The organism is Mycolicibacterium baixiangningiae (genome assembly GCF_016313185.1).
GTDB lineage: Bacteria > Actinomycetota > Actinomycetes > Mycobacteriales > Mycobacteriaceae > Mycobacterium > Mycobacterium baixiangningiae.
Map to the genome: position 1 here is coordinate 2,767,087 of NZ_CP066218.1, position 21,977 is coordinate 2,789,063.

Below are 21,977 nucleotides of genomic sequence, written 5' to 3' on the forward strand. Positions count from 1 at the left end.
GCGCACCGTGACCGGCCGGAAGTGACCAACGTCGTACCGCCGCTCGTTGCCCGCGTTTCGCGCCGACCCCTACGCTGAGCCCGTGGAGGTCGAGTCGTTCGGCGAACGATCCGGCGGTGCCGAGGACGCAGAACAGGCGCCGTCGCGCGGGTCGGCAGGACCCCTCGGTTGGCTCTACAGCGCCAACCACAGTCCCGGGGTGGTGGAGTTCTTGCGCCGGGCCCGGCGCGCGTTGCCCGGCGACCCGGATTTCGGTGACCCGCTGTCGGCCGACGGCGTGGGTGGGCCTCGTGCGGCCGCGCGGGTGGCCGACCGGTTGCTCGACCGCGAGGCGGTCTCACGGGAGGTCAGCCTCGGTGCCCTGCAGGTGTGGCAGGCGCTGACCGAACGGGTGTCGGGCAAACCGGCCAACCCTGAGGTCACTCTGGTCTTCAGTGACCTGGTCGGATTCTCGTCGTGGTCGCTGAGCGCCGGTGACGACGCGACCCTGCGGTTGCTGCGCCGGGTGGCGCAGGTGTTCGAGCCACCGTTGTTGGAGGCCGGCGGCCGCATCGTCAAACGGATGGGCGACGGGTCCATGGTGGTGTTCACAGACGCGACGACGGCGGTGCGCGCCGTGCTCACCGCGATGAACGCGGTCCGGGCGATCGAGGTCGACGGATACAACCCGCGCATGCGGGTCGGCGTGCACACCGGCCGGCCCCAGCGGATCGGATCGGACTGGCTCGGGGTGGACGTCAACATCGCCGCGCGGGTGATGGAGCGGGCGACGCGCGGTGGGCTGGTCGTCTCGCAGACGACGCTCGACCGCGTTGCCGCCGAAGATCTGGAGGCGCTCGACGTCACCGTCAAGCGTCAGCGCCGGCAGGTGTTCAGCCTCAAACCCGACGGCGTGCCCCCGGATCTGTCCATGTACCGCTTGCGCAGGCGCAGGCCGCTGGACGCCGACTCCGCCGACGACGGCTCGTAGCGGGAAACGGCCGCGAGGGCCGGTGATGCGATCACCTATGATCGCCGGGTGGCTGAGCAGCCCGGAGTGGCCGGAAACCTGTCCGAAGAGGCGTTGACCGACGCGGTCGACGCGGCCCGCCATGCGTTCGATCAGGCCGGTGATCTCGATGCGCTGGCCCGCGCCAAGACCGAACATCTCGGTGACCGGTCGCCGATCGCGCTGGCGCGCCAGTCGCTGGGCAGCCTGCCGAAGTCGGAGCGCGCGGATGCGGGTAAGCGCGTCAACGTCGCGCGGTCGGACGCGCAGCGCAGCTACGACGAGCGCCTCGGCGCGCTGCGGGCCGAACGTGACGCGGCGGTGCTGGTCGCCGAACGCATCGACGTCACACTGCCGTCGACGCGCCAGCCCGTCGGCGCCCGCCATCCGATCACGATCCTGGCCGAGAACGTCGCCGACACCTTCGTCGCGATGGGCTGGGAGCTCGCCGAGGGACCCGAGGTCGAGACCGAACAGTTCAACTTCGACGCGCTGAACTTCCCGCCGGACCACCCTGCCCGCAGCGAGCAGGACACGTTCTACGTCGCACCGGACGGCTCGCGTCAGGTGCTGCGCACCCACACCTCACCGGTGCAGATCCGCGCGCTGCTGGAGCGCGATCTGCCCGTGTACATCATCTCGATCGGCCGGACCTTTCGCACCGACGAGCTCGACGCGACCCACACCCCGGTGTTCCATCAGGTCGAGGGGCTCGCCGTCGACAAGGGGCTGACGATGGCACATCTGCGGGGCACCCTGGACGCGTTCGCGCGGGCACAGTTCGGTCCGCAGGGCGGCACCCGGTTCCGGCCGCACTTCTTCCCGTTCACCGAACCGTCGGCGGAGGTCGACGTGTGGTTCCCGAACAAGAAGGGTGGGCCCGGCTGGGTGGAATGGGGTGGCTGCGGAATGGTCAACCCGAATGTGCTGCGCGCCTGCGGGATCGACCCCGACGAGTATTCCGGCTTCGCATTCGGCATGGGTTTGGAGCGAACATTGCAGTTCCGCAACGGGATTCCCGATATGCGCGACATGGTCGAGGGTGACGTGCGGTTCTCGCTGCCGTTCGGGGTGGGCGCCTGATGCGGTTGCCGTACAACTGGCTGCGCGAGGTCGTGGCGGCCGGCGCGCCCGGCTGGGACGTGTCGGCCGCCGAGCTCGAGAAAGCCCTGATCCGCATCGGCCACGAGGTCGAGGAGGTGCTGCCCGTCGGTCCGGTGAGCGGGCCACTGACCATCGGCCGGGTCGCCGAGATCGAGGAGCTCACCGAGTTCAAGAAACCCATCCGCGCCGTCAAGGTCGATGTCGGTGAAGCCGAGCTCCGCGACATCGTCTGCGGGGCAACGAATTTCGCTGTCAATGATCTGGTGGTGGTGGCTCTCCCCGGTACTGTGCTCCCCGGCGACTTCACGATCGCGAAGCGCAAGACCTATGGCCGCACCTCGGACGGCATGATCTGCTCGACCGCCGAACTCAACCTCGGCGCCGACCACTCCGGGATCCTCGTCCTGCCGCCCGGAACCGTGGCCCCCGGAACGCCGGCCGCCGACGTGCTCGGGCTCGACGACGTCGTGTTCAACCTCGCGATCACGCCGGACCGCGGCTACTGCCTGTCGGTGCGCGGTATGGCCCGTGAGATCGCCTGCGCCTACGGCCTGGACTACGTGGACCCGGCGGACGTGCCCGCGTTGCCCGCGGAGGGGGACGCGCTGCCCGTCACCATCGAACCGGGCACCGGCGTGCTGCGGTTCGGGTTGCGGCCCGTCACCGGCATCGACCCCGCCGCGGTGTCGCCGTGGTGGCTGCAGCGCCGCCTCCTGCTGTCCGGGATCCGGGCGATCTCCCCGGCGGTCGACGTCACCAACTACGTGATGCTCGAGCTCGGCCACCCCATGCACGCCCACGACCGCAGCCTGATCACCGGTGGATTCCGAGTGCGCTTCGCCGAACCCGGCGAGACGGTCGTGACGCTCGACGACGTCGAGCGCCGGCTGGATCCGGCCGACGTGCTCATCGTCGACGACGCGGCGACCGCCGCGATCGGCGGCGTGATGGGCGCGGGCACCACCGAGGTCCGTGAGACGACCTCCGACGTGTTGCTCGAAGCGGCGGTATGGGACCCGGCGGCGGTGTCCCGCACGCAGCGACGGCTGCACCTGGCCAGTGAGGCCGGCCGCCGCTACGAGCGCACGGTCGACCCGGCCGTCTCGGTCGCGGCGCTCGACCGGTGCGCCGCGCTGCTCGCCGAGATCGCCGGTGGCACCGTCGAACCCCGGCTGACCGACTGGCGTGGCGACCCGCCTCGTGAGGACTGGTCGCCCGCGCCGGTCTCGATGGCACTCGACCGGCCCGACCGCACGGCCGGTGTGGAGTACGCACCGGGCACCACCGAGAAACGGCTCACCCAGATCGGCGCGACCGTCACCGTTGAGGGGGACCGGTTGACCGCCGTTCCTCCGAGCTGGCGCCCCGACATCAAACAGCCCGCCGATCTGGTCGAGGAGGTGCTGCGGCTCGAAGGCCTCGAGCAGATCCCTTCGGTGCTGCCCGCCGCCCCCGCCGGCCGCGGCCTGACCGCCACCCAGAAGCGTCGCCGGGCGATCGGGAAGTCCCTGGCGCTCAGCGGGTACGTCGAGATCCTGCCCAGCCCGTTCCTGCCCGACGGCGTCTTCGACGTGTGGGGCCTCGCCGCCGACGATCCGCGCCGGGCCACGACGCGGGTGCTCAACCCGCTGGAGGCCGACCGGCCGAACCTGGCCACGACGCTGCTGCCCGGCCTGCTCGAGGCGTTGGGCCGCAACGTGTCCCGCGGTGCGGTCGATACCGCGCTGTTCGCCATCGCGCAGGTGGTCGAACCCACCGAGCAGACCCGCGCTGTGGAGCGCATTCCCAACGACCGCAGGCCGACCGACGCGGAGATCGCGACCCTGGACGCCTCTCTGCCACGCCAGCCGCAACACGTCGGTGCGGTGCTGACCGGTCTGCGGGAACCTGCCGGACCGTGGGGGAAGGGCAGGCCGGTCGAGGCCGCCGACGCCTTCGAGATGGTGCGCATCGTCGGACGGGCGGCGGGGGTGGAGTTCACCCTGCGCGCCGCCCAGCACCTGCCCTGGCATCCGGGACGCGGTGCCGAGGTGCTGATCGGCGACGCCGTCGTCGGACATGCCGGACAGCTGCATCCGGCGGTCGTCGAGCGCGCGGGCCTGCCCAAGGGCACGTGTGCGGTCGAACTCGACCTCGACGCGGTCCCGATGACCGAACTCCTCCCGGCGCCGCGAGTCTCGCCGTTCCCCGCCGTCTTCCAGGACGTCAGCCTCATCGTGTCCGACGACGTCGCGGCGCAGAGCGTGGTCGACGCGGTGCGATCCGGCGCCGGTGAACTGCTCGAGGATGTGCGTCTGTTCGACGTCTACACCGGTCCGCAGATCGGCGACGGCCGCAAATCGCTCGCGCTCGCGCTGCGGTTCCGGGCCGCCGACCGGACGTTGACCGAAGACGAGGCGAGCGCCGCCCGCGACGCCGCGGTGCAGGCCGCAGCCGAGCAGGTCGGTGCAGTTCAGCGTCGCTGACCGCGATCCGTCGGTGTGCCATAACCACCGGTGATCTGGTCCTCGAACAAGGGGGTGTGCGGAGGAGCGAACGTCGTCACCGCGAACACCGCGGCCGGAAGCGCCAGCAGTGCCGCGCCGATCCGGTCGGGTACCAAACCGAGTTGACCCAGAAGCACCTCGCAGGCGAGTAGCCCGAGGATCACCGAAACGACGAAAATCATCCCGTCGCGGAGCAGTTGGCCGCGCAGCCCGGGGCGCGGCAGGGTCGCGGTGAGTGCGGCGGACAAGGTCAGCATCGACACCGCCGTGACGACGAAGCCCGCCGCTCGCGCCGCGAGCAGGCCTGACGGCGGGCCGGCGGCGACAACGAGTTCGAAGACCGTGTACGCCACCAGCGGCCAGTACGCCATTTTCAGGTGTTCCCACAGGCTTTCGTTGACGGGCGCGAACACCGCGACGACACGGTTGCGGCCAGACCGTGCATAAGTGAAATGCAGCAGCACGCCGCAGGCGACCACCACCGGTAGGGCCGCTACAGTCCAGGGCCACACATGCGAGGCCACAGCGCCGAATATACTGACAGTGCAGCCCGGTAATTGATTTGCATTTGAGTGCATAAACATGCAAACTTCACACATGACTTCTGTCGCTGTCGCCGGGGCCAGCGGATACGCCGGCGGGGAGATCCTTCGCCTGCTGCTCGGGCACCCCGCCTACGCCGACGGCCGGCTGACCATCGGCGCGTTGACCGCAGCGGGCAGCGCCGGTACCGCGCTGGCCGAGCACCATCCGCACCTGCTGCCGCTGGCAGATCGAGTGCTCGACGCCACCGACGTCGAGACGCTGTCCGGCCATGACGTCGTCTTCCTCGGCCTCCCGCACGGGCACTCCGCCGCGCTGGCAGAGCAACTCGGCGACGACACCCTGATCATCGACTGCGGCGCCGACTTCCGGCTCACCGACGCCGCTGCCTGGGAGCGGTTCTACGGCTCGTCGCACGCCGGTAGCTGGCCGTACGGTCTGCCCGAACTGCCCGGAGCCCGTGACCGGCTCGCCAACGCCAAGCGGATCGCCGTGCCCGGGTGCTATCCCACCGCGGCGCTCCTCGCACTCCTGCCCGCCGTCGCCGAGGATCTCGTCGAACCGGCCGTGACCATTGTCGCCGTCAGCGGCACGTCGGGTGCCGGCCGCGCCGCCAAGACCGATCTGCTCGGCGCCGAGGTCATCGGCTCGGCCCGGGCCTACAACGTCGGCGGCAAGCACCGGCACACCCCCGAAATCGCCCAGGGCCTGCGGGCCGTCACGGACAAGGACGTCACGGTGTCCTTCACCCCGGTGCTGATCCCCACCTCGCGGGGGATCCTCGCCACTTGCACCGCCCGTACCTCCGCGTCGCTGTCGCAGCTGCGCGCGGCCTATGAGAAGGCATACGACACTGAACCTTTCGTCCACCTTCTGCCCGAAGGTCAGCTCCCCAAGACCGGTTCGGTGATCGGGAGCAACGCCGCACAACTCGCGGTGGCCCTCGACGAGGACGCGCAGACGTTCATTGCGATCGCGGCGATCGACAACCTGACAAAGGGCACCGGCGGCGCCGCCGTGCAGTCGATGAACCTGGCGCTGGGCTGGCCGGAAACCGAGGGCCTCTCGGTCGTCGGAGTCGCACCGTGACCGCGAAGCTCATCCGCACCCAGGGCGTCACCGCACCCGCCGGCTTCCGGGCCGCCGGAACCGCGGCCGGTATCAAGGCATCCGGTGCGCTCGACCTCGCCCTGGTCCTCAACGAGGGCCCTGACCACGCCGCCGCTGGCGTCTTCACCCGCAATCAGGTGCAGGCCGCGCCGGTGCTGTGGAGCCGTCAGGTGCTCACCACCGGACGGCTACGCGCTGTGGTCCTCAACTCCGGTGGCGCGAACGCCTGCACCGGCCCGCTCGGATTCCAGGACGCCCACGCCACCGCGGAGGCGGTCGCTGCCGCGCTGTCCGACTGGGGTTCGGAGACCGGGGCCATCGAAGTCGCCGTCTGCTCGACCGGTCTGATCGGCGACCGGCTGCCGATGGACCGGGTGCTGGCCGGGGTCACCGAGGTCGTGCACGAGATGGCCGGTGGCCTCTCCGGCGGCGAGGAAGCCGCCCGCGCCATCATGACCACCGACACCGTGCCGAAACAGGTTGCGCTGCACCACCCGAACAACTGGACCGTCGGCGGGATGGCCAAGGGCGCGGGCATGATGGCCCCGTCACTGGCGACCATGCTGTGCGTGCTGACCACCGACGCCGTCGCCGATGCAGCGGCCCTCGACACCGCGCTGCGCCGTGCCGCCAAGCGCACGTTCGACCGGCTCGACATCGACGGCAGCTGCTCCACCAACGACACCGTGCTGCTGCTCGCCTCGGGGGCCAGCGAGATCACCCCGACGCAGGAGGAGCTCGACGACGCGGTGCTGCGGGTCTGCGACGACCTGTGCGCCCAGCTGCAGGCCGACGCCGAAGGCGTCACCAAGCGGGTCGCGATCACGGTCAGCGGTGCGCCGACCGAGGACGACGCGCTGGGCGCCGCCCGGCTGCTCGCCCGCGACAGCCTGGTCAAGACAGCGCTGTTCGGATCCGACGCCAACTGGGGCCGCGTGCTGGCCGCCGTCGGCATGGTGCCCTTCACCATCGACCCGAACCGGATCACGGTGTCCTTCAACGGGTCTCCGACTTTCGTCAACGGCGCGGGTGCGCCCGGCGCCCGCGACGTCGACCTGACCGGCACGGACATCGACGTCACCGTCGATCTCGGCCTGGGGGCGGGGGAGGCGACGGTGCGCACCACCGATCTGTCGCACGCCTACGTCGAAGAAAACTCGGCCTACAGCTCATGAGCACTGGAACCGAGACCAAGGCGCAGGTGCTCGCCGGCGCGCTGCCGTGGCTCAAACAACTCCACGGCAAGATCGTCGTCGTCAAGTACGGCGGTAACGCCATGACCGACGACACCCTCAAGGCAGCGTTCGCCGCCGACATGGTGTTCCTGCGCAACTGCGGCGTGCACCCCGTCGTCGTCCACGGTGGTGGCCCGCAGATCAGCGCGATGCTCAAGCGCCTCGGGATCCCCGGCGATTTCCGGGGCGGGTTCCGGGTGACCACGCCCGAGGTGCTCGACGTCGCGCGCATGGTGCTGTTCGGTCAGGTCGGCCGCGAACTCGTCGGGCTGATCAACGCGCACGGGCCCTACGCGGTCGGCATCACCGGTGAGGACGCGCACCTGTTCACCGCGGTGCGCAGAAGCGTCACAGTCGACGGTGTGGCCACCGACATCGGTCTGGTCGGCGACGTCGAACACGTCAACACCGAGGCCGTTCGGGACCTGATCGCCGCCGGCCGCATCCCGGTCGTGTCGACCATCGCGCCCGACGTCCACGGCGTGGTGCACAACATCAACGCCGACACCGCGGCGGCCGCGCTGGCCTCGGCGCTGCACGCCGAGAAGCTGGTGATGCTGACCGACGTCGAAGGGCTCTACACCGACTGGCCCGACCGCACCTCCCTGGTGAGCCAGATCGACACCGCCACACTGGCGGAGCTCTTGCCGAAGCTGGAGGCCGGTATGGTCCCGAAGATCGAGGCATGCCTACGCGCCGTCACCGACGGTGTGCCCAGTGCGCACGTCATCGACGGTCGCGTCGAACACTGCGTGCTGGTCGAACTGTTCACCGACGAAGGGACCGGCACCAAGGTGGTGAGCTCATGAACGGCGGGCAGGAGCGCAGCGACACGGGAAATCAGCACAGCCTGCAAGACCGGTGGCAGGCCGTGATGATGAACAACTACGGCACCCCGCAGTTGTCCCTCGTGAGCGGTGACGGCGCCGTGGTCACCGACATCGACGGCACGTCCTACGTCGACCTCTTCGCCGGTCTGGCCGTCAACGTGCTCGGCCACCGCCACCCCGCCGTCATCGACGCCGTGACACACCAGCTCAACACGCTCGGCCACACCTCGAACCTGTACGCCACCGAACCGGGCATCGCGCTGGCCGAAGCGCTGGTCGGGCATCTCGGCGCGGACGCGCGGGTGTTCTTCTGCAACTCCGGCGCCGAGGCCAACGAGGTCGCCTTCAAGATCACCCGGCTGACCGGCCGGACCCGGATCGTGGCTGCGCAGAACGCCTTCCACGGCCGCACGATGGGGTCGCTGGCACTCACCGGGCAGCCGGCCAAGCAGGCGCCGTTCGAACCGCTGCCCGGCCACGTCGTGCACGTCCCGTTCGGTGACGCCGACGCGCTGGCCGCCGCGGTCGACGACCAGACGGCAGCGGTGTTCCTCGAACCGATCATGGGGGAGAGCGGTGTCGTCGTGCCGCCGGCCGGCTATCTGGCCGCGGCGCGCGAGATCACCACCCGCCACGGGGCGCTGCTGGCCGTCGACGAGGTGCAGACCGGGGTCGGCCGCACCGGCGTCTTCTACGCCCACCAGCACGACGGCATCACCCCCGACATCGTGACGCTCGCCAAGGGTCTTGCCGGCGGCCTGCCGATCGGCGCCTGCCTCGCCGTCGGCGCCGCGGGCGATCTGCTGACACCGGGGCTGCACGGCAGCACGTTCGGCGGCAACCCGGTGTGCACCGCCGCGGCGCTGGCCGTGCTGAAGACGCTGGCCGACGAGGACCTCATCACCCGTGCCGGGGTGCTCGGCAAGACGCTGCACCACGGTGTCGAAGAGCTGAACCACCCGCTGGTCGACCACGTCCGCGGCCGGGGCCTGCTGGTCGGGATCGTGCTGCGTGCCGCCGCCGCGAAGTCCGCGGAGGCCGCGGCACGCGCGGCCGGCTTCCTGGTCAACGCGGCCGCACCCGATGTGATCCGGCTGGCGCCCCCGTTGGTGGTCACCGAGGCCCAGATCGAGAGTTTCCTCGGCGCGCTGCCCGGCGTCCTCGACACAGCTGCCGCGGAGGTGGCGGACCAATGAGGCATTTCCTGCGCGACGACGACCTGACCCCCGACGAGCAGGCCGAGGTGCTGGCGCTGGCCGCCGAGCTCAAGAAGGATCCGCTGCTGCACCGCCCGCTGGCCGGGCCGCGCGGCGTCGCGGTGATCTTCGACAAGAACTCCACCCGCACCCGGTTCTCGTTCGAGGTGGGCATCGCCCAACTCGGCGGACACGCTGTGGTGGTCGACGGGCGCAGCACCCAGCTCGGCCGCGAGGAGACCCTCGAGGACACCGGAAAGGTGTTGTCCCGCTACGTCGATGCGATCGTCTGGCGGACGTTCGCCCAGGAGCGGCTCACGGCGATGGCCGCCGGGGCGACCGTGCCGGTGGTCAATGCGCTGTCCGACGAGTTCCACCCCTGTCAGGTGCTCGCCGATCTGCAGACCCTCATCGAGCGCCGCGGCGCCCTGCCCGGACTGCGGATGACCTACTTCGGCGACGGCGCCAACAACATGGCGCACTCGCTGATGCTGGGCGGCGCCACCGCGGGGATGCACGTGACGATCGCGGCGCCCCACGGCTTCGAACCGCATCCGATGTTCGTCGCCGCGGCGGTGGAACGCGCGAAGCAGACCGGGGCCACGGTCACCGTCACCGCCGACCCCCGCCAGGCCGCCGACGGCGCCGACGTGCTGGTGACCGACACCTGGACGTCGATGGGTCAGGAGAACGACGGCCTCGACCGGGTGCGGCCGTTCCGGCCGTTCCAGGTCAACTCCGACCTACTCGGCCGCGCTGACGCCGCTGCCGTTGTGCTGCACTGCCTTCCGGCGCACCGCGGCCATGAGATCACCGACGACGTCATCGACGGGCCACACAGTGCGGTGTGGGACGAGGCCGAGAACCGGCTGCACGCGCAGAAGGCGCTGCTGGTGTGGCTGCTGGAGCGGTCAGGATGACGTTCCCATGACCTCGGCGGCGACCAGGGCGGGACGGCAGGCCCGCATCGTGGCGATCCTGTCCTCGCACTCGGTGCGCAGCCAGGGTGAGTTGGCCGCGAAACTGGCCGACGAAGGTATCGACGTCACCCAGGCCACGCTGTCGCGTGACCTCGAGGAGCTCGGCGCGGTCAAACTGCGCGGCGCCGACGGCGGCGTCGGTGTCTACGTCGTCCCCGAGGACGGCAGCCCGGTGCGCGGGGTGTCCGGCGGCACCGAACGGGTGACCCGCCTGCTCGGTGACCTCCTGGTGTCCACGGACGCCAGCGGCAACCTCGCCGTACTGCGCACGCCGCCCGGTGCGGCACACTATCTCGCCAGCGCGCTCGATCGGGCCGCGCTGCCGTACGTCGTCGGCACCATCGCCGGCGACGACACCATCATGGTGGTGGCTCGCGAGCCCATGACGGGTGCCGAGCTGGCCACCACCCTTGAGAACCTGAAGTAAGAGGAGATTGGTCATGTCCGAACGCGTCATCCTGGCGTACTCCGGCGGTCTGGACACTTCGGTGGCGATCAGCTGGATCGGCAAGGAGACCGGGCGCGAGGTGGTGGCGGTGGCCATCGACCTCGGTCAGGGCGGCGAGGACATGGAGGTCGTGCGCCAACGTGCCCTCGACTGCGGTGCCGTCGAAGCCGTCGTCGTGGACGCCCGCGACGAATTCGCCGAGCAGTACTGTCTGCCCGCCATCCAGTCGAATGCGCTCTACATGGATCGGTATCCGCTGGTGTCGGCCCTGAGCCGGCCGCTGATCGTCAAACACCTCGTGGACGCGGCGCGTGAGCACGCCGGCGGCATCGTGGCGCACGGCTGCACCGGCAAGGGTAACGACCAAGTCCGATTCGAGGTCGGATTCGCCTCCCTGGCACCGGATCTCGAGGTGCTCGCCCCGGTCCGCGACTACGCGTGGACCCGCGAGAAGGCCATCGCGTTCGCCGAGGAGAACGCGATCCCCATCAACGTGAGCAAGCGGTCCCCGTTCTCGATCGACCAGAACGTGTGGGGCCGCGCGGTGGAGACCGGATTCCTGGAGCACCTGTGGAACGCGCCGACCAAGGACGTCTACGACTACACCGAGGACCCGACGCTGAACTGGAGCACCCCCGACGAGGTCATCGTCGGCTTCGACAAGGGTGTGCCGGTGTCCATCGACGGGCGTGACGTCACGGTGCTGCAGGCCATCGAGGAACTCAACCGCCGCGCCGGCGCCCAGGGTGTCGGCCGCCTCGACGTCGTCGAGGATCGGCTCGTCGGCATCAAGAGCCGCGAGATCTACGAGGCGCCGGGCGCGATGGTGCTCATCACCGCGCACACCGAACTCGAACACGTCACGCTCGAGCGTGAACTCGGCCGGTTCAAGCGCAACACCGACCAGAAGTGGGGCGAGCTGGTCTACGACGGTCTGTGGTTCTCGCCGCTCAAGACCGCGCTCGAGTCGTTCGTGGCCAAGACGCAGGAGCACGTGAGCGGGGAGATCCGGTTGGTGCTGCACGGCGGACACATCGCGGTCAACGGCCGCCGCAGCGCGGAGTCGCTGTATGACTTCAACCTCGCGACCTACGACGAGGGCGACACCTTCGACCAGTCGTCGGCGAAGGGCTTCGTGCACGTGCACGGTCTGTCGTCGAGCATCGCCGCTCGCCGGGACCTGGGCATCAAGTGATCGTCCCTCCGCTCGGCCAGAGGGGGTGACATGAGCACCAACGAGGGTTCGCTCTGGGGTGGCCGCTTCGCCGACGGACCCGCCGACGCGCTGGCGGCGCTGAGCAAGTCGACACACTTCGACTGGGTGCTAGCGCCCTACGACATCGCCGCATCGAAAGCCCATGCGCGGGTGCTGTTCTCAGCCGGTCTGCTGACCGAGGAGCAGCGCGACGGCCTGCTGGCCGGGCTGGACAGCCTGGCCTCTGACGTCGCCGACGGCAGCTTCGGCCCGCTGGTCACCGACGAGGACGTGCACGGTGCGCTCGAACGCGGTCTGATCGACCGGGTCGGATCCGAACTGGGCGGCCGGTTGCGCGCCGGGCGCTCCCGTAACGACCAGGTGGCGACCCTTTTCCGGGCGTGGCTGCGTGACGCGATCCGCCGGGTCGCCGACGGGGTGCTCGACGTGGTGGGAGCGCTGGCGACCCAGGCCGCCGCACATCCGACCGCGATCATGCCGGGCAAGACGCACCTGCAGTCGGCGCAGCCCGTGCTGCTCGCACATCATCTGCTCGCCCACGCCCACCCGTTGCTGCGTGACGTCGAGCGGCTCGCCGACTTCGACAAGCGGGCCGCGGTGTCGCCGTACGGGTCGGGGGCGCTGGCCGGATCGTCGCTGGGGCTCGACCCCGACGCGATCGCGGCCGAACTCGGCTTCGACTCCGCGGCCGACAACTCGATCGACGCGACGGCCTCGCGGGACTTCGCCGCCGAGGCCTCGTTCGTGCTGGCGATGATCGGCGTCGACCTGTCCCGGTTGGCTGAAGACGTGATTCTCTGGAGCACAACGGAATTCGGTTACGTCACGCTGCACGACGCATGGTCGACGGGCAGCTCGATCATGCCGCAGAAGAAGAACCCGGACATCGCCGAGCTGGCGCGCGGAAAATCCGGCCGGTTGATCGGCAACCTGACCGGGCTGCTCGCCACACTCAAAGCGCAGCCGCTGGCCTACAACCGTGATCTGCAGGAGGACAAGGAGCCGGTCTTCGACTCGGTGACGCAGCTCGAGATGCTGCTGCCTGCCGTGGCCGGTCTGGTGTCCACGCTGCGCTTCGACGTCGACCGGATGGCCGAGCTGGCGCCGCTGGGCTACACGCTCGCCACCGATGTCGCCGAGTGGCTGGTGCGTCGCGGGGTGCCGTTCCGGGTGGCCCACGAGGCCGCCGGCGCGGCGGTGCGCGCGGCCGAGGCCCGCGGTGTCGGGTTGGAGGACCTCGGGGATGCGGAACTGTCCGCCATCCACCCGGAGCTGACCGGGGAGGTGCGCGACGTGCTCACCATCGAGGGTTCGGTCAACTCCCGCGACGCCCGCGGCGGCACCGCACCCGTGCAGGTGGCCAAACAGCTCAACGTCGTCCGCGACACCGCCGACCGGATGCGGCTGCGGTTGCGCCGCTGATCCTCGGCGGTCAGCCGTTGTCGTTGCAGACCTTGACCTCGAGCCGGTCTCGGTCGACATCGATTTCGAGGTCGAGGTTCTCAGCGCCCCGTCGGAAGTCGATCTCCACCTCGGCGGGCTCTTGGTCGGCGACCTCGTGGGTCCAGCCCTCTGCCGGCGTGACCGGGCCGACGGTCAGCCGCCCGTCGGCGTACGTGACCTGCGCCGAGCCGGCGTCGAACACCTGGTAGCGCCCGTCGGGTGCGGGTTCAAGCCGCACGCACTGGCCGACCGCGGGTCGCGCGGGTGCGGTGCCCGGTGGGGTGGTGCCCGGTGGGGTGGTGCCCGGTGGGGCGGTGCCCGGTGGGGTGGTGTCCTGCGAGGCGGCGGGCGGAGCCGATACCGTCTCGGTGACTGTTTCCGGCGACGACCCGCCACCTGATCCGCATCCGGACAATACAAGGGCGGCGACGGCGGCGCCCAATACCATGTGCTTCATGTGCCCACACTACGGGCGCGTTTCACTCCTCGGCGGCGGACAGCCAGGCCTCTTCCAGTTCGTCCTTGCGCGACTCGAGTTCGCTCAGCTCGCGGTTGAGCTCACCAGCCTTGACGTGGTCGGCCGCGGCATCGGCCATCTTCTCGTGCAGCTTCGCGATCTGACCGTCGAGTTTGGTGATCTGGTTCTCGATACGGGTCATCTCCTTTGCGGTGCGCCGCTCCCGCGCGGCGCCCGTTTCGCCTTTCGCCGCAGCAGGTTTCGGCGTCGACTCCGATCCGCCGGACGCCCGCCCTTCGAGGTACTGCTCGATCCCACCGGGCAGCAGGTCGCAGCGTCCGTTGCCGGTCAGCGCGTAGGTGACATCGCTGACCCGCTCGAGGAAGTACCGGTCGTGGGTGACGACGATCAGCGTGCCCGGCCACCCGTCGAGGTAGTCCTCGAGCACGTTGAGGGTGTCGATGTCGAGGTCGTTGGTCGGCTCGTCGAGGAGCAGCACGTTGGGCTCGTCGAGCAGCATCCGCAGGAACTGCAGCCGGCGCCGTTCTCCGCCGGACAGGTCGGCCAGCCGGGTGGTCAGCTTGTCGCCGGTGAACCCGAAGTCCTCGAGCAGTGTCGAGGCGCTGATCTCGCGGCCGCCCGCCAGCTCGGTGATGCGGCGCCGGTCCTCGACCGCATCGAGGACGCGTGCGTTGCCGTCGAGTTCGGCGAGCGCCTGGCTGAGGTATCCGATCCGCAGCGTGGCGCCCCGTTTGATCGTCCCGGCGGCCGGCGCCAACTCCCCGGCCAGCAGCCGCAGCACCGACGTCTTGCCGGTGCCGTTGACCCCGACCAGCCCGATGCGGGCCCCCGGGCCGATCGACCAGTCGATCTGGTCCAGGAGCACCCGCGGCGGGTCACCGACCTCCAGCCGCAGCCGGTGCAGGTCGAACACGTCCTTACCGAGCCGCGTCGTCGCAAAACTCTGCAGGGACAGTGAATCCCGCGGCGGCGGCTCGTTGGCGATCAGCTCGTTGGCCGCCTGGATACGGAACTTCGGCTTCGACGTCCGTGCCGGCGGGCCGCGCCGCAGCCACGCCAGTTCCTTGCGCATGAGGTTGCGCCGGCGGGACTCGGTGCCCGCCGCCACCCGCGAGCGCTCGGCACGGGCCAGGACGTACGCGGCGTATCCGCCCTCGTAGGCGTCGACCGCACCGCCGTGCACCTCCCAGGTGCGGGTGCAGACCGCGTCGAGGAACCAGCGGTCGTGGCTGACGACCACCAGCGCCCTGGGCCTGTTGGCGACCAGGTGCGCGGCCAGCCAGCCGATCACCTCGACGTCGAGGTGGTTGGTGGGCTCGTCGAGCACCAGCACGTCGTGGCCGGCGATCAGCACCTCGGCCAGCGCCACCCGGCGCCGCTCACCTCCGGACAGGTCGCCGACGGCGGTGTCCAGGCCGACGTCGGCGAGCAGGTGGTTCACCACCGCCCGGGTGTCGGGTTCGGCCGCCCAGATGTGGTCGGCCCGGCCACCGACGATCACCTCGCGCACACTGGCGCCGGCGGGGAAGTCGTCGCCCTGCCGCAGATACCCCACGGACAGGCCGGAGGTGTGGGTGACGCGCCCGGAGTCCGGTGGGCGCGTGCCGGTCAGGATCTGCAGCAGCGTCGTCTTACCGTCGCCGTTGCGGCCGACCACGCCGATCGCGTCGCCGTCGTCGACACCCAGGCTCACGGCATCGAGCAGCGTGCGGGTGCCGAACCCCACGCTCACTTTTTCGAGGTTGATCAGGTTTGCCATCAGGCGCCGATGATAGGTGGCCCGCTGTGCCATGATGACGAGGCATTACGGCAGGCAGGCGGGGGACCGGGCCGCGACGTCGATGTGAAGGGGGCAGGCGGTGGTGGACCTCTCGGCGATCACCGGGCCGGTCGGACGGCTTGTGGCGACCGCGCAGAACGGTCTGGAGGTCCTCCGCTACGGCGGGCTGGAGACCGGCGCTGTGCCGTCCCCGTTCCAGATCGTGCAGAGCGTGCCCATGTACCGGCTGCGCCGATACTTTCCGCCGGACGCCCGTCCGGGCGCCCGCCCATCGGGTCCGCCGGTGCTGATGGTGCACCCGATGATGATGTCGGCCGACATGTGGGACGTGACCCGCGACGAGGGCGCCGTCGGCATCCTGTACCGCGCCGGTCTCGACCCCTGGGTGATCGACTTCGGATCGCCCGACAAGGTCGAGGGCGGTATGCAGCGCAATCTCGCCGACCACGTGGTGGCCCTCTCCGAAGCGATCGACACCGTCAAGCAGGCGGCCGGGCACGATGTGCACCTCGCCGGCTACTCGCAGGGCGGCATGTTCTGCTACCAGACCGCCGCATACCGCCAGTCGCGCGACCTGGCCAGCATCATCGCGTTCGGCGCCCCGGTCGACACCCTCGCCGCGTTGCCGCTGAACCTGCCCGCGGGCCTGGCGGTGGGCGCCGCCGACTTCATGGCCGACCACGTCTTCAGCCGCATCGACATCCCGGGGTGGTTGGCTCGCACCGGCTTTCAGATGCTCGACCCGATCAAGACCGCCCAGGCGCGTGTCGAATTCTTGATGCAGCTACACGACCGCGAGGCGCTGCTGCCGCGCGAACAGCAGCGGCGATTCCTGGCCTCCGACGGGTGGATAGCCTGGTCGGGCCCGGCGATCTCCGAATTGCTCAAACAGTTCATCGCCCACAACCGCATGATGACCGGCGGTTTCGCCATCCACGGTCAACTGGTCACGCTGTCGGACATCACCTGCCCCGTCTTCGCGGTCGTGGGTGAGGTCGACGACATCGGTCAGCCGCCGTCGGTACGCGGGATCAAACGGGCGGCGCCACAGGCCGACGTCTACGAATACCTCATCCGGGCAGGTCATTTCGGGCTGGTCGTGGGGTCCAAGGCGTCGGAGCAGACATGGCCGACCGTCGCCGGCTGGGTCAAATGGCTCGAAGGCCACGGCGATATGCCCGACGGCGTCGAACCGATGGCACTGCAGCCACAGGAGCACGTCGAAGGCGGTGTTTCGCTGACGTCGCGTGTCGCACACGGTGCCACCGCCGCCACCGAGATGGCATTCGGGGTCGCCCGCTCGGCGGCCGGTGCGGTGGTCTCGGCGAACAAGTCGGCGCGCTCGCTCGCGGTCGAGACGGTCCGCACCCTGCCCCGGCTGGCCCGGCTGGGTCAGATCAACGACCACACCCGGATCTCGCTCGGACGGATCATGTCCGAGCAGGCCCGCGGCGCGCCGGACGGCGAATTCCTGCTCTACGACGGCCGGGTGCACACCTACGAAGCCGTCGACCGCCGGATCAACAACGTGGTGCGGGGGCTCATCGAGGTCGGGGTGCGACAGGGCACCCGGGTCGGGGTGCTGATGGAGACCCGCCCCAGTGCCCTGGTGGCGATAGCCGCGCTCTCGCGGTTGGGCGCGGTCGCGGTGCTGATGCCGCCGGATGTCGATCTGGCCGCGGCCGCACGGCTGGGCGCGGTGTCGGAGATCATTGCCGACCCCAGCCACCTCGAGGCGGCCCGCAGCCTGCCGATGCGGGTGCTGGTGCTCGGCGGCGGCGACACCCGCGACCTCCACGCCCCTGAAGACGCCGACGTGGTCGACATGGAGAAGATCGACCCCGACGAGGTGGCGCTGCCCGGCTGGTACCGGCCCAACCCCGGGTTCGCCCGCGACCTGGCGTTCATCGCGTTCAGCTCGATCGGTGGCGACCTGGTCGCCCGGCAGATCACCAACCACCGGTGGGCGCTGTCGGCGTTCGGTACGGCGTCGGCGGCCAACCTCGGCCGCACCGACACCGTCTACTGCCTGACCCCCTTGCACCACCAGTCGGGTCTGCTGGTCAGCCTGGGCGGTGCGGTCGTCGGCGGAACGCGGATCGCGCTGTCGCGCGAATTGCAGCCCGACCGGTTCGTCCAGGAGATCCGCCAGTACGGGGTCTCGGTGATCTCCTACACCTGGGCGATGCTGCGGCAGATCATCGACGATCCGTCGTTCCAGTTGTCCGGCGGACACCCGGTGCGGCTCTTCATCGGATCGGGGATGCCGACCGGGTTGTGGAAGCGGGTCGTCGAGATCTTCGCCCCGGCCCACGTCGTCGAGTTCTTCGCGACCACCGATGGCCAGGCCGTGCTCGCCAACGTCTCCGGCGCCAAGATCGGTAGCAAGGGCCGCGCCGTGCCTGGCGGCGGTCAGGTGGCGTTGGCCGCATACGACGTCGACGACGATCGCATCCTCGAGGACACCCGCGGTTTCGTGCGTCGGGCGGGCGCCGACGAGGTGGGAGTCCTGCTGGCGCGTCCGCGCGGACCGGTCGATCCGACGGCGTCGGTGAAGCGGGGCGTTTTCGCACCCGCCGACACCTGGGTGTCGTCCGAATACCTCTTCCGCCGCGACGAGGACGGCGACTACTGGCTGGTGGACAACCGCGGTTCGGTGATCCACACCGCCCGCGGACCCGTGTACGCGATGCCGATCGGCGACGCCGTGGGGCGCATCGGTGCCGTCGACGTCGCTGTCACCTACGGGATCGAGGCGGGCGGGCAGCAGTTGGCGGTCACCGCCTTGGCGCTGTGTCCGGGCGGCAGCATCACGACGGCGGAACTGTCCGAGGCGTTGAGGAATCTCCCGGTCGGCAATCCGCCCGACATCGTCCACGTCGTGCCCGACATCGAACTGAGCGCGTCGTACCGCCCGTTGACGGGCCCGTTGCGTGCTTCCGGCATACCTCGGCCGTCACGGCGTAACTCTTGGTACCTCGACACCGATACCAATGGTTACAAGCGGCTGACCGTGGCCGTGCGTGCTGAACTCACCGGAGGGCAGGACCGTGACCTCGCGCAGAACAACTCACAGATGGCGCCTCGTGCCCAGCAGTGATCCCGCGCCGGGCCGCGGTTGCACTGATAGGCTCCCGCTGGCGTCGCTTCGACTGGAGGATTGATGATTTCGCAAAGCCGGAACAACCGCTCGGGCTGGCGTCGCGCCCTCACCGGCACGCTGGCCAGCGGTGCGCTTGCCGCCGCGATGCTGGTGACCGCGCCCGCGTCTCAGGCCGACGTCCTCGATCAGATCGGCGCCCGGTACATGCAGGGCTCCGGCGGCGGTCAGGTCTCGATCTTCGTCGAACGGTCGCTGAGCCTGCGCGCGCAGGGGTACCGCCCGTCGCAGGAGAACCTCGCCGCGTTGCAGGAGGGTTGGGACTTCCTGCCCAACCAGACCCGACTGCTCGACGCGCTCAAGACAACCGTGGGTTACCAGCGAAAGCTGCAGATGCAGTCGGCGCTGTCCGGCGGTGGTGGCCCCGCGGTCAAGGCTCCCGCATGGGTTCCCCCGGGTGACGAAAACCCTTGGGTCGGACCCGAATACGACATCAACCCCTACGACTAGTCGGCACGCCGTGCTCGACGAGAAGTTGCGGGCGATACTCGTCTGTCCCCAGGATCGCGGTCCGTTGCTGTTGATCGGCGACGAGATGTTGTACAACCCGCGGCTCCGGCAGGGGTATCGCATCGACGACGGCATTCCGGTGTTGCTGGTCGACGAGGCGGTCGCCGTCACCGACGACGCCGAACATCAGCGACTGCTCGACCGCGCTGAATCCTGACGCACGCACCCGGGCGGAATCGCTGCGGTGAGTGCCGAGTTGCTGGAGGTCGATCCGCTCACGGCGGCCCGGCGGTTGCTCGGAGCGGTGCTGACGTGCCGCGGGGTCAGCGCGACGATCGTCGAGGTGGAGGCCTACGGCGGTCCGCCCGACGGACCGTGGCCCGACGCCGCGGCGCATTCCTATCGCGGTCGCGGTGTGCGCAACCAGGTGATGTTCGGGCCCCCTGGACGGCTCTACACCTACCGCAGCCATGGAATTCATGTCTGCGCGAACGTGGTGTGCGGCGACGACGGAGTGGCCGCCGCCGTGTTGTTGCGCGCCGCGGTGGTCGAGTCGGGTCATGACCTCGTCCAGCGTCGTCGCGGCGAGTCCGTGCGGCAGGTGGCGCTGGCCCGGGGACCGGGGAACTTGTGCTCGGCACTCGGAATCACCATGGCCGACAACGGAATCGACGTGTTCGCCGACGACAGCCCCGTCCACGTTCGGCTGGGTGGTGAACAGGACCATGTCGCCGGTCCCCGGGTCGGGGTGAGCAAGGCCGCCGACCGGCCGTGGCGGCTGTGGTTGGCCGACCGCCCCGAGGTGTCGGCCTACCGGCGCAGCCCGAGGGCTCCGGCGCCGGGCGACAGCGACTGACCGCGGCGCGTACGGAAAGATCGAGGCATGAGCAGCATCCTCGACGAGCTGGACTGGCGCGGGCTGATGGCGCAATCGACCGACCGGGAGGCGCTGGCTGCCGACCTGGCCCGCGGTCCGATGACGCTGTACTCCGGGTTCGACCCAACCGCACCCAGCCTGCACGCCGGCCATCTCGTGCCGCTACTGACCTTGCGCCGCTTCCAGCAGGCCGGACACCGGCCGATCGTGCTCGCCGGCGGGGCGACCGGGATGATCGGTGACCCCCGCGATACGGGGGAGCGCACCATGCAGACCGTCGACACGGTCGCGGACTGGGCCGATCGCATCCGCGGTCAGCTGGAACGGTTCGTGGAGTTCGACCCGTCGCCGACCGGTGCGATCGTCGAGAACAACCTGTCCTGGACCGGTCCCTTGTCGGCCATCGAGTTCCTGCGTGACGTCGGAAAATACTTCTCCGTCAACGTGATGCTCGACCGCGACACCGTGCGGCGACGTCTCGAAGGGGAGGGGATCTCCTACACCGAGTTCAGCTACATGCTGCTGCAGGCGAACGACTATGTGCAGCTACGCGAACGGTATGGCTGCGCCTTGCAGATCGGCGGTTCAGACCAATGGGGCAACATCGTCGCCGGGGTGCGGTTGGTGCGCCAGAAGCTCGGCGACACCGTGCACGCCATGACGACACCGCTGGTCACCGACTCAGAAGGCAAGAAGTTCGGCAAGTCCACGGGCGGCGGGAACCTCTGGCTGGACCCGGCGATGACGACTCCGTATGCCTGGTACCAGTACTTCGTCAACACCGCTGACGCCGACGTCGTCAACTATCTGCGGTGGTTCACGTTCCTGGACGCCGGCGAACTGGGGGAGTTGGAGGAGGCGACGCAAGAGCGTCCGCACCAACGCACCGCCCAGCGGCGACTCGCCAGGGAGCTGACCACGCTGGTGCACGGCGAAGGCGCGACCCGATCGGTGGAACACGCCAGCCAGGCACTTTTCGGCCGGGGCGAGCTCGCCGATCTCGACGAGCCGACGCTGGCAGCCGCACTACGCGAGGCGTCGGTGGCCGAACTCACAACGGGCGGACCGGATCTGATCACCGATCTGCTCGTCGCCACCGGCCTGTCGGCGAGTAAGGGGGCCGCGCGGCGGACCATCGCCGAGGGCGGGGTCTCGGTGAACAACGTCAAGATCGACAACGACGAGTGGTCGCCGCAGCCCTCGGACTTCCTGCACGGCCGGTGGCTGGTCCTGCGCCGCGGCAAGCGGAATGTCGCCGGGGTGCAGCGGGTTGGGTGATCTGGGACGTGCGTACGACTGTGCGGTTCGCGGAAGTCGCACAAAAATCGGTCTTGACCTGGGGATTTGACTCCGTGTTTCCACTGACGTAACTTATTCCAGGTCGCCGCGACACGGCCTCCGGGCCGGAGAGCGCGAACGACTCCCAGAGGGACACTCACTTCGGTGAGTTCCTGACCGTCCGCACTACGTGACGCGGCTTAAATTGCCGCGGGATCGCTGCGCGGGTCGGGTGGGTGTGTTGTTTGAGAACTCAATAGTGTGTTTGGTGGTTTTTGTTTGTTGTTTTTGTTTTGCCGCACTTCTTTTTTCCCGTTTAGGGGTGTGGTTGTTTTTTGACCAGTTTTGTTTCTGGTTGTGATCGGATTTTCCTGA

Annotated in this window: 19 protein-coding genes; 16 read left to right on the plus strand and 3 right to left on the minus strand. The window is 69.6% G+C overall.

Going from position 1 to position 21,977, the window contains the following annotated elements; genetic code table 11:
• Nucleotides 1-82: 82 nt before the first annotated feature.
• From I7X18_RS12890 to pheT, 3 genes are all read left to right on the plus strand, one after another.
• Entirely contained in the window at nucleotides 83-970 is an 888-nt protein-coding gene (locus I7X18_RS12890; RefSeq protein WP_193047576.1) for an adenylate/guanylate cyclase domain-containing protein, read from the plus strand.
• 66 nt (nucleotides 971-1,036) lie between these two features.
• Nucleotides 1,037-2,071, plus strand: a complete 1,035-nt coding sequence (gene pheS, locus I7X18_RS12895; protein ID WP_372443073.1) for a phenylalanine--tRNA ligase subunit alpha — start codon at nucleotides 1,037-1,039, stop codon at nucleotides 2,069-2,071.
• Complete coding sequence (gene pheT / locus I7X18_RS12900; RefSeq protein WP_193047578.1) at nucleotides 2,071-4,557, plus strand: phenylalanine--tRNA ligase subunit beta; 2,487 nt, start codon at nucleotides 2,071-2,073, stop codon at nucleotides 4,555-4,557. Before pheS ends, pheT begins: the two co-directional genes overlap by 1 nt.
• Here the strand turns inward: pheT and I7X18_RS12905 are convergent.
• Entirely contained in the window at nucleotides 4,545-5,162 is a 618-nt protein-coding gene (locus I7X18_RS12905) for a DUF6512 family protein (RefSeq protein WP_198730546.1), read from the minus strand. The genes pheT and I7X18_RS12905 overlap by 13 nt on opposite strands.
• On the opposite strand from I7X18_RS12905, the gene argC reads away from it, so the two are divergent.
• The 8 genes from argC to argH are packed head-to-tail and all read left to right on the plus strand — an operon-like array spanning nucleotide 5,161 to nucleotide 13,558.
• Entirely contained in the window at nucleotides 5,161-6,210 is a 1,050-nt protein-coding gene (gene argC / locus I7X18_RS12910; RefSeq protein WP_404822841.1) for an N-acetyl-gamma-glutamyl-phosphate reductase, read from the plus strand. The genes I7X18_RS12905 and argC overlap by 2 nt on opposite strands.
• Nucleotides 6,207-7,406 (plus strand): bifunctional glutamate N-acetyltransferase/amino-acid acetyltransferase ArgJ, encoded by a 1,200-nt coding sequence (gene argJ, locus I7X18_RS12915; protein ID WP_193047581.1) that lies wholly within the window; start codon nucleotides 6,207-6,209, stop codon nucleotides 7,404-7,406. The genes argC and argJ overlap by 4 nt, the downstream gene beginning before the upstream one ends.
• Nucleotides 7,403-8,275, plus strand: a complete 873-nt coding sequence (gene argB, locus I7X18_RS12920) for an acetylglutamate kinase (RefSeq protein ID WP_193047582.1) — start codon at nucleotides 7,403-7,405, stop codon at nucleotides 8,273-8,275. Before argJ ends, argB begins: the two co-directional genes overlap by 4 nt.
• A complete protein-coding gene (locus I7X18_RS12925; protein ID WP_193047583.1) occupies nucleotides 8,272-9,492 on the plus strand; it encodes an acetylornithine transaminase in 1,221 nt (406 codons plus the stop codon). The genes argB and I7X18_RS12925 overlap by 4 nt, the downstream gene beginning before the upstream one ends.
• Nucleotides 9,489-10,412 (plus strand): ornithine carbamoyltransferase, encoded by a 924-nt coding sequence (gene argF / locus I7X18_RS12930; protein WP_193047584.1) that lies wholly within the window; start codon nucleotides 9,489-9,491, stop codon nucleotides 10,410-10,412. The genes I7X18_RS12925 and argF overlap by 4 nt, the downstream gene beginning before the upstream one ends.
• 7 nt (nucleotides 10,413-10,419) lie before the next feature.
• The gene (locus I7X18_RS12935) at nucleotides 10,420-10,899 is read left to right on the plus strand and encodes an arginine repressor (RefSeq protein WP_193047585.1); all 480 of its coding nucleotides are present in this window, start codon (nucleotides 10,420-10,422) and stop codon (nucleotides 10,897-10,899) included.
• 13 nt (nucleotides 10,900-10,912) lie between these two features.
• Nucleotides 10,913-12,115, plus strand: coding sequence for an argininosuccinate synthase (locus I7X18_RS12940; RefSeq protein WP_193047586.1), 1,203 nt, complete (start codon nucleotides 10,913-10,915; stop codon nucleotides 12,113-12,115).
• 30 nt (nucleotides 12,116-12,145) lie between these two features.
• Nucleotides 12,146-13,558, plus strand: a complete 1,413-nt coding sequence (gene argH / locus I7X18_RS12945; protein WP_193047587.1) for an argininosuccinate lyase — start codon at nucleotides 12,146-12,148, stop codon at nucleotides 13,556-13,558.
• Between the two features lie 10 nt (nucleotides 13,559-13,568).
• Here the strand turns inward: argH and I7X18_RS12950 are convergent, their stop codons facing one another.
• Nucleotides 13,569-14,036 (minus strand): hypothetical protein, encoded by a 468-nt coding sequence (locus I7X18_RS12950; protein ID WP_193047588.1) that lies wholly within the window; start codon nucleotides 14,034-14,036, stop codon nucleotides 13,569-13,571.
• 22 nt (nucleotides 14,037-14,058) lie between these two features.
• Nucleotides 14,059-15,816: an ABC-F family ATP-binding cassette domain-containing protein gene (locus tag I7X18_RS12955; protein WP_193047589.1), complete on the minus strand. Its 1,758-nt coding sequence runs from the start codon at nucleotides 15,814-15,816 to the stop codon at nucleotides 14,059-14,061.
• A gap of 103 nt (nucleotides 15,817-15,919) precedes the next feature.
• Between I7X18_RS12955 and I7X18_RS12960 the strand changes: the two genes are divergently transcribed.
• From I7X18_RS12960 to tyrS, 5 genes are all read left to right on the plus strand, one after another.
• A complete protein-coding gene (locus I7X18_RS12960) occupies nucleotides 15,920-18,937 on the plus strand; it encodes an acyl-CoA synthetase (RefSeq protein WP_193047625.1) in 3,018 nt (1,005 codons plus the stop codon).
• Between the two features lie 63 nt (nucleotides 18,938-19,000).
• Entirely contained in the window at nucleotides 19,001-19,447 is a 447-nt protein-coding gene (locus tag I7X18_RS12965) for a hypothetical protein (RefSeq protein ID WP_193047590.1), read from the plus strand.
• A gap of 10 nt (nucleotides 19,448-19,457) precedes the next feature.
• Nucleotides 19,458-19,664 carry a Trm112 family protein gene (locus I7X18_RS12970; protein ID WP_193047591.1) on the plus strand — a complete coding sequence of 69 codons (207 nt, stop codon included), beginning with the start codon at nucleotides 19,458-19,460 and terminating at the stop codon, nucleotides 19,662-19,664.
• 27 nt (nucleotides 19,665-19,691) lie between these two features.
• Complete coding sequence (locus tag I7X18_RS12975) at nucleotides 19,692-20,303, plus strand: DNA-3-methyladenine glycosylase (protein WP_193047592.1); 612 nt, start codon at nucleotides 19,692-19,694, stop codon at nucleotides 20,301-20,303.
• A gap of 27 nt (nucleotides 20,304-20,330) precedes the next feature.
• A complete protein-coding gene (gene tyrS / locus I7X18_RS12980; RefSeq protein WP_193047593.1) occupies nucleotides 20,331-21,602 on the plus strand; it encodes a tyrosine--tRNA ligase in 1,272 nt (423 codons plus the stop codon).
• The last annotated feature ends 375 nt before the right edge of the window (nucleotides 21,603-21,977 follow it).

What these genes read in the sequence shown, in the direction of transcription:
- pheT (WP_193047578.1), top strand. Translation starts at nt 2,071, where the DNA reads ATGCGGTTGCCGTACAACTGGCTGCGCGAGGTCGTGGCGGCCGGCGCG.
- argC (WP_404822841.1), top strand. Translation starts at nt 5,161, where the DNA reads ATGCAAACTTCACACATGACTTCTGTCGCTGTCGCCGGGGCCAGCGGA.
- I7X18_RS12905 (WP_198730546.1), bottom strand. Translation starts at nt 5,162, where the DNA reads ATGTTTATGCACTCAAATGCAAATCAATTACCGGGCTGCACTGTCAGT.
- argB (WP_193047582.1), top strand. Translation starts at nt 7,403, where the DNA reads ATGAGCACTGGAACCGAGACCAAGGCGCAGGTGCTCGCCGGCGCGCTG.
- I7X18_RS12925 (WP_193047583.1), top strand. Translation starts at nt 8,272, where the DNA reads ATGAACGGCGGGCAGGAGCGCAGCGACACGGGAAATCAGCACAGCCTG.
- argF (WP_193047584.1), top strand. Translation starts at nt 9,489, where the DNA reads ATGAGGCATTTCCTGCGCGACGACGACCTGACCCCCGACGAGCAGGCC.
- I7X18_RS12935 (WP_193047585.1), top strand. Translation starts at nt 10,420, where the DNA reads ATGACCTCGGCGGCGACCAGGGCGGGACGGCAGGCCCGCATCGTGGCG.
- I7X18_RS12940 (WP_193047586.1), top strand. Translation starts at nt 10,913, where the DNA reads ATGTCCGAACGCGTCATCCTGGCGTACTCCGGCGGTCTGGACACTTCG.
- argH (WP_193047587.1), top strand. Translation starts at nt 12,146, where the DNA reads ATGAGCACCAACGAGGGTTCGCTCTGGGGTGGCCGCTTCGCCGACGGA.
- I7X18_RS12950 (WP_193047588.1), bottom strand. Translation starts at nt 14,036, where the DNA reads ATGAAGCACATGGTATTGGGCGCCGCCGTCGCCGCCCTTGTATTGTCC.
- I7X18_RS12955 (WP_193047589.1), bottom strand. Translation starts at nt 15,816, where the DNA reads ATGGCAAACCTGATCAACCTCGAAAAAGTGAGCGTGGGGTTCGGCACC.
- I7X18_RS12965 (WP_193047590.1), top strand. Translation starts at nt 19,001, where the DNA reads ATGATTTCGCAAAGCCGGAACAACCGCTCGGGCTGGCGTCGCGCCCTC.
- tyrS (WP_193047593.1), top strand. Translation starts at nt 20,331, where the DNA reads ATGAGCAGCATCCTCGACGAGCTGGACTGGCGCGGGCTGATGGCGCAA.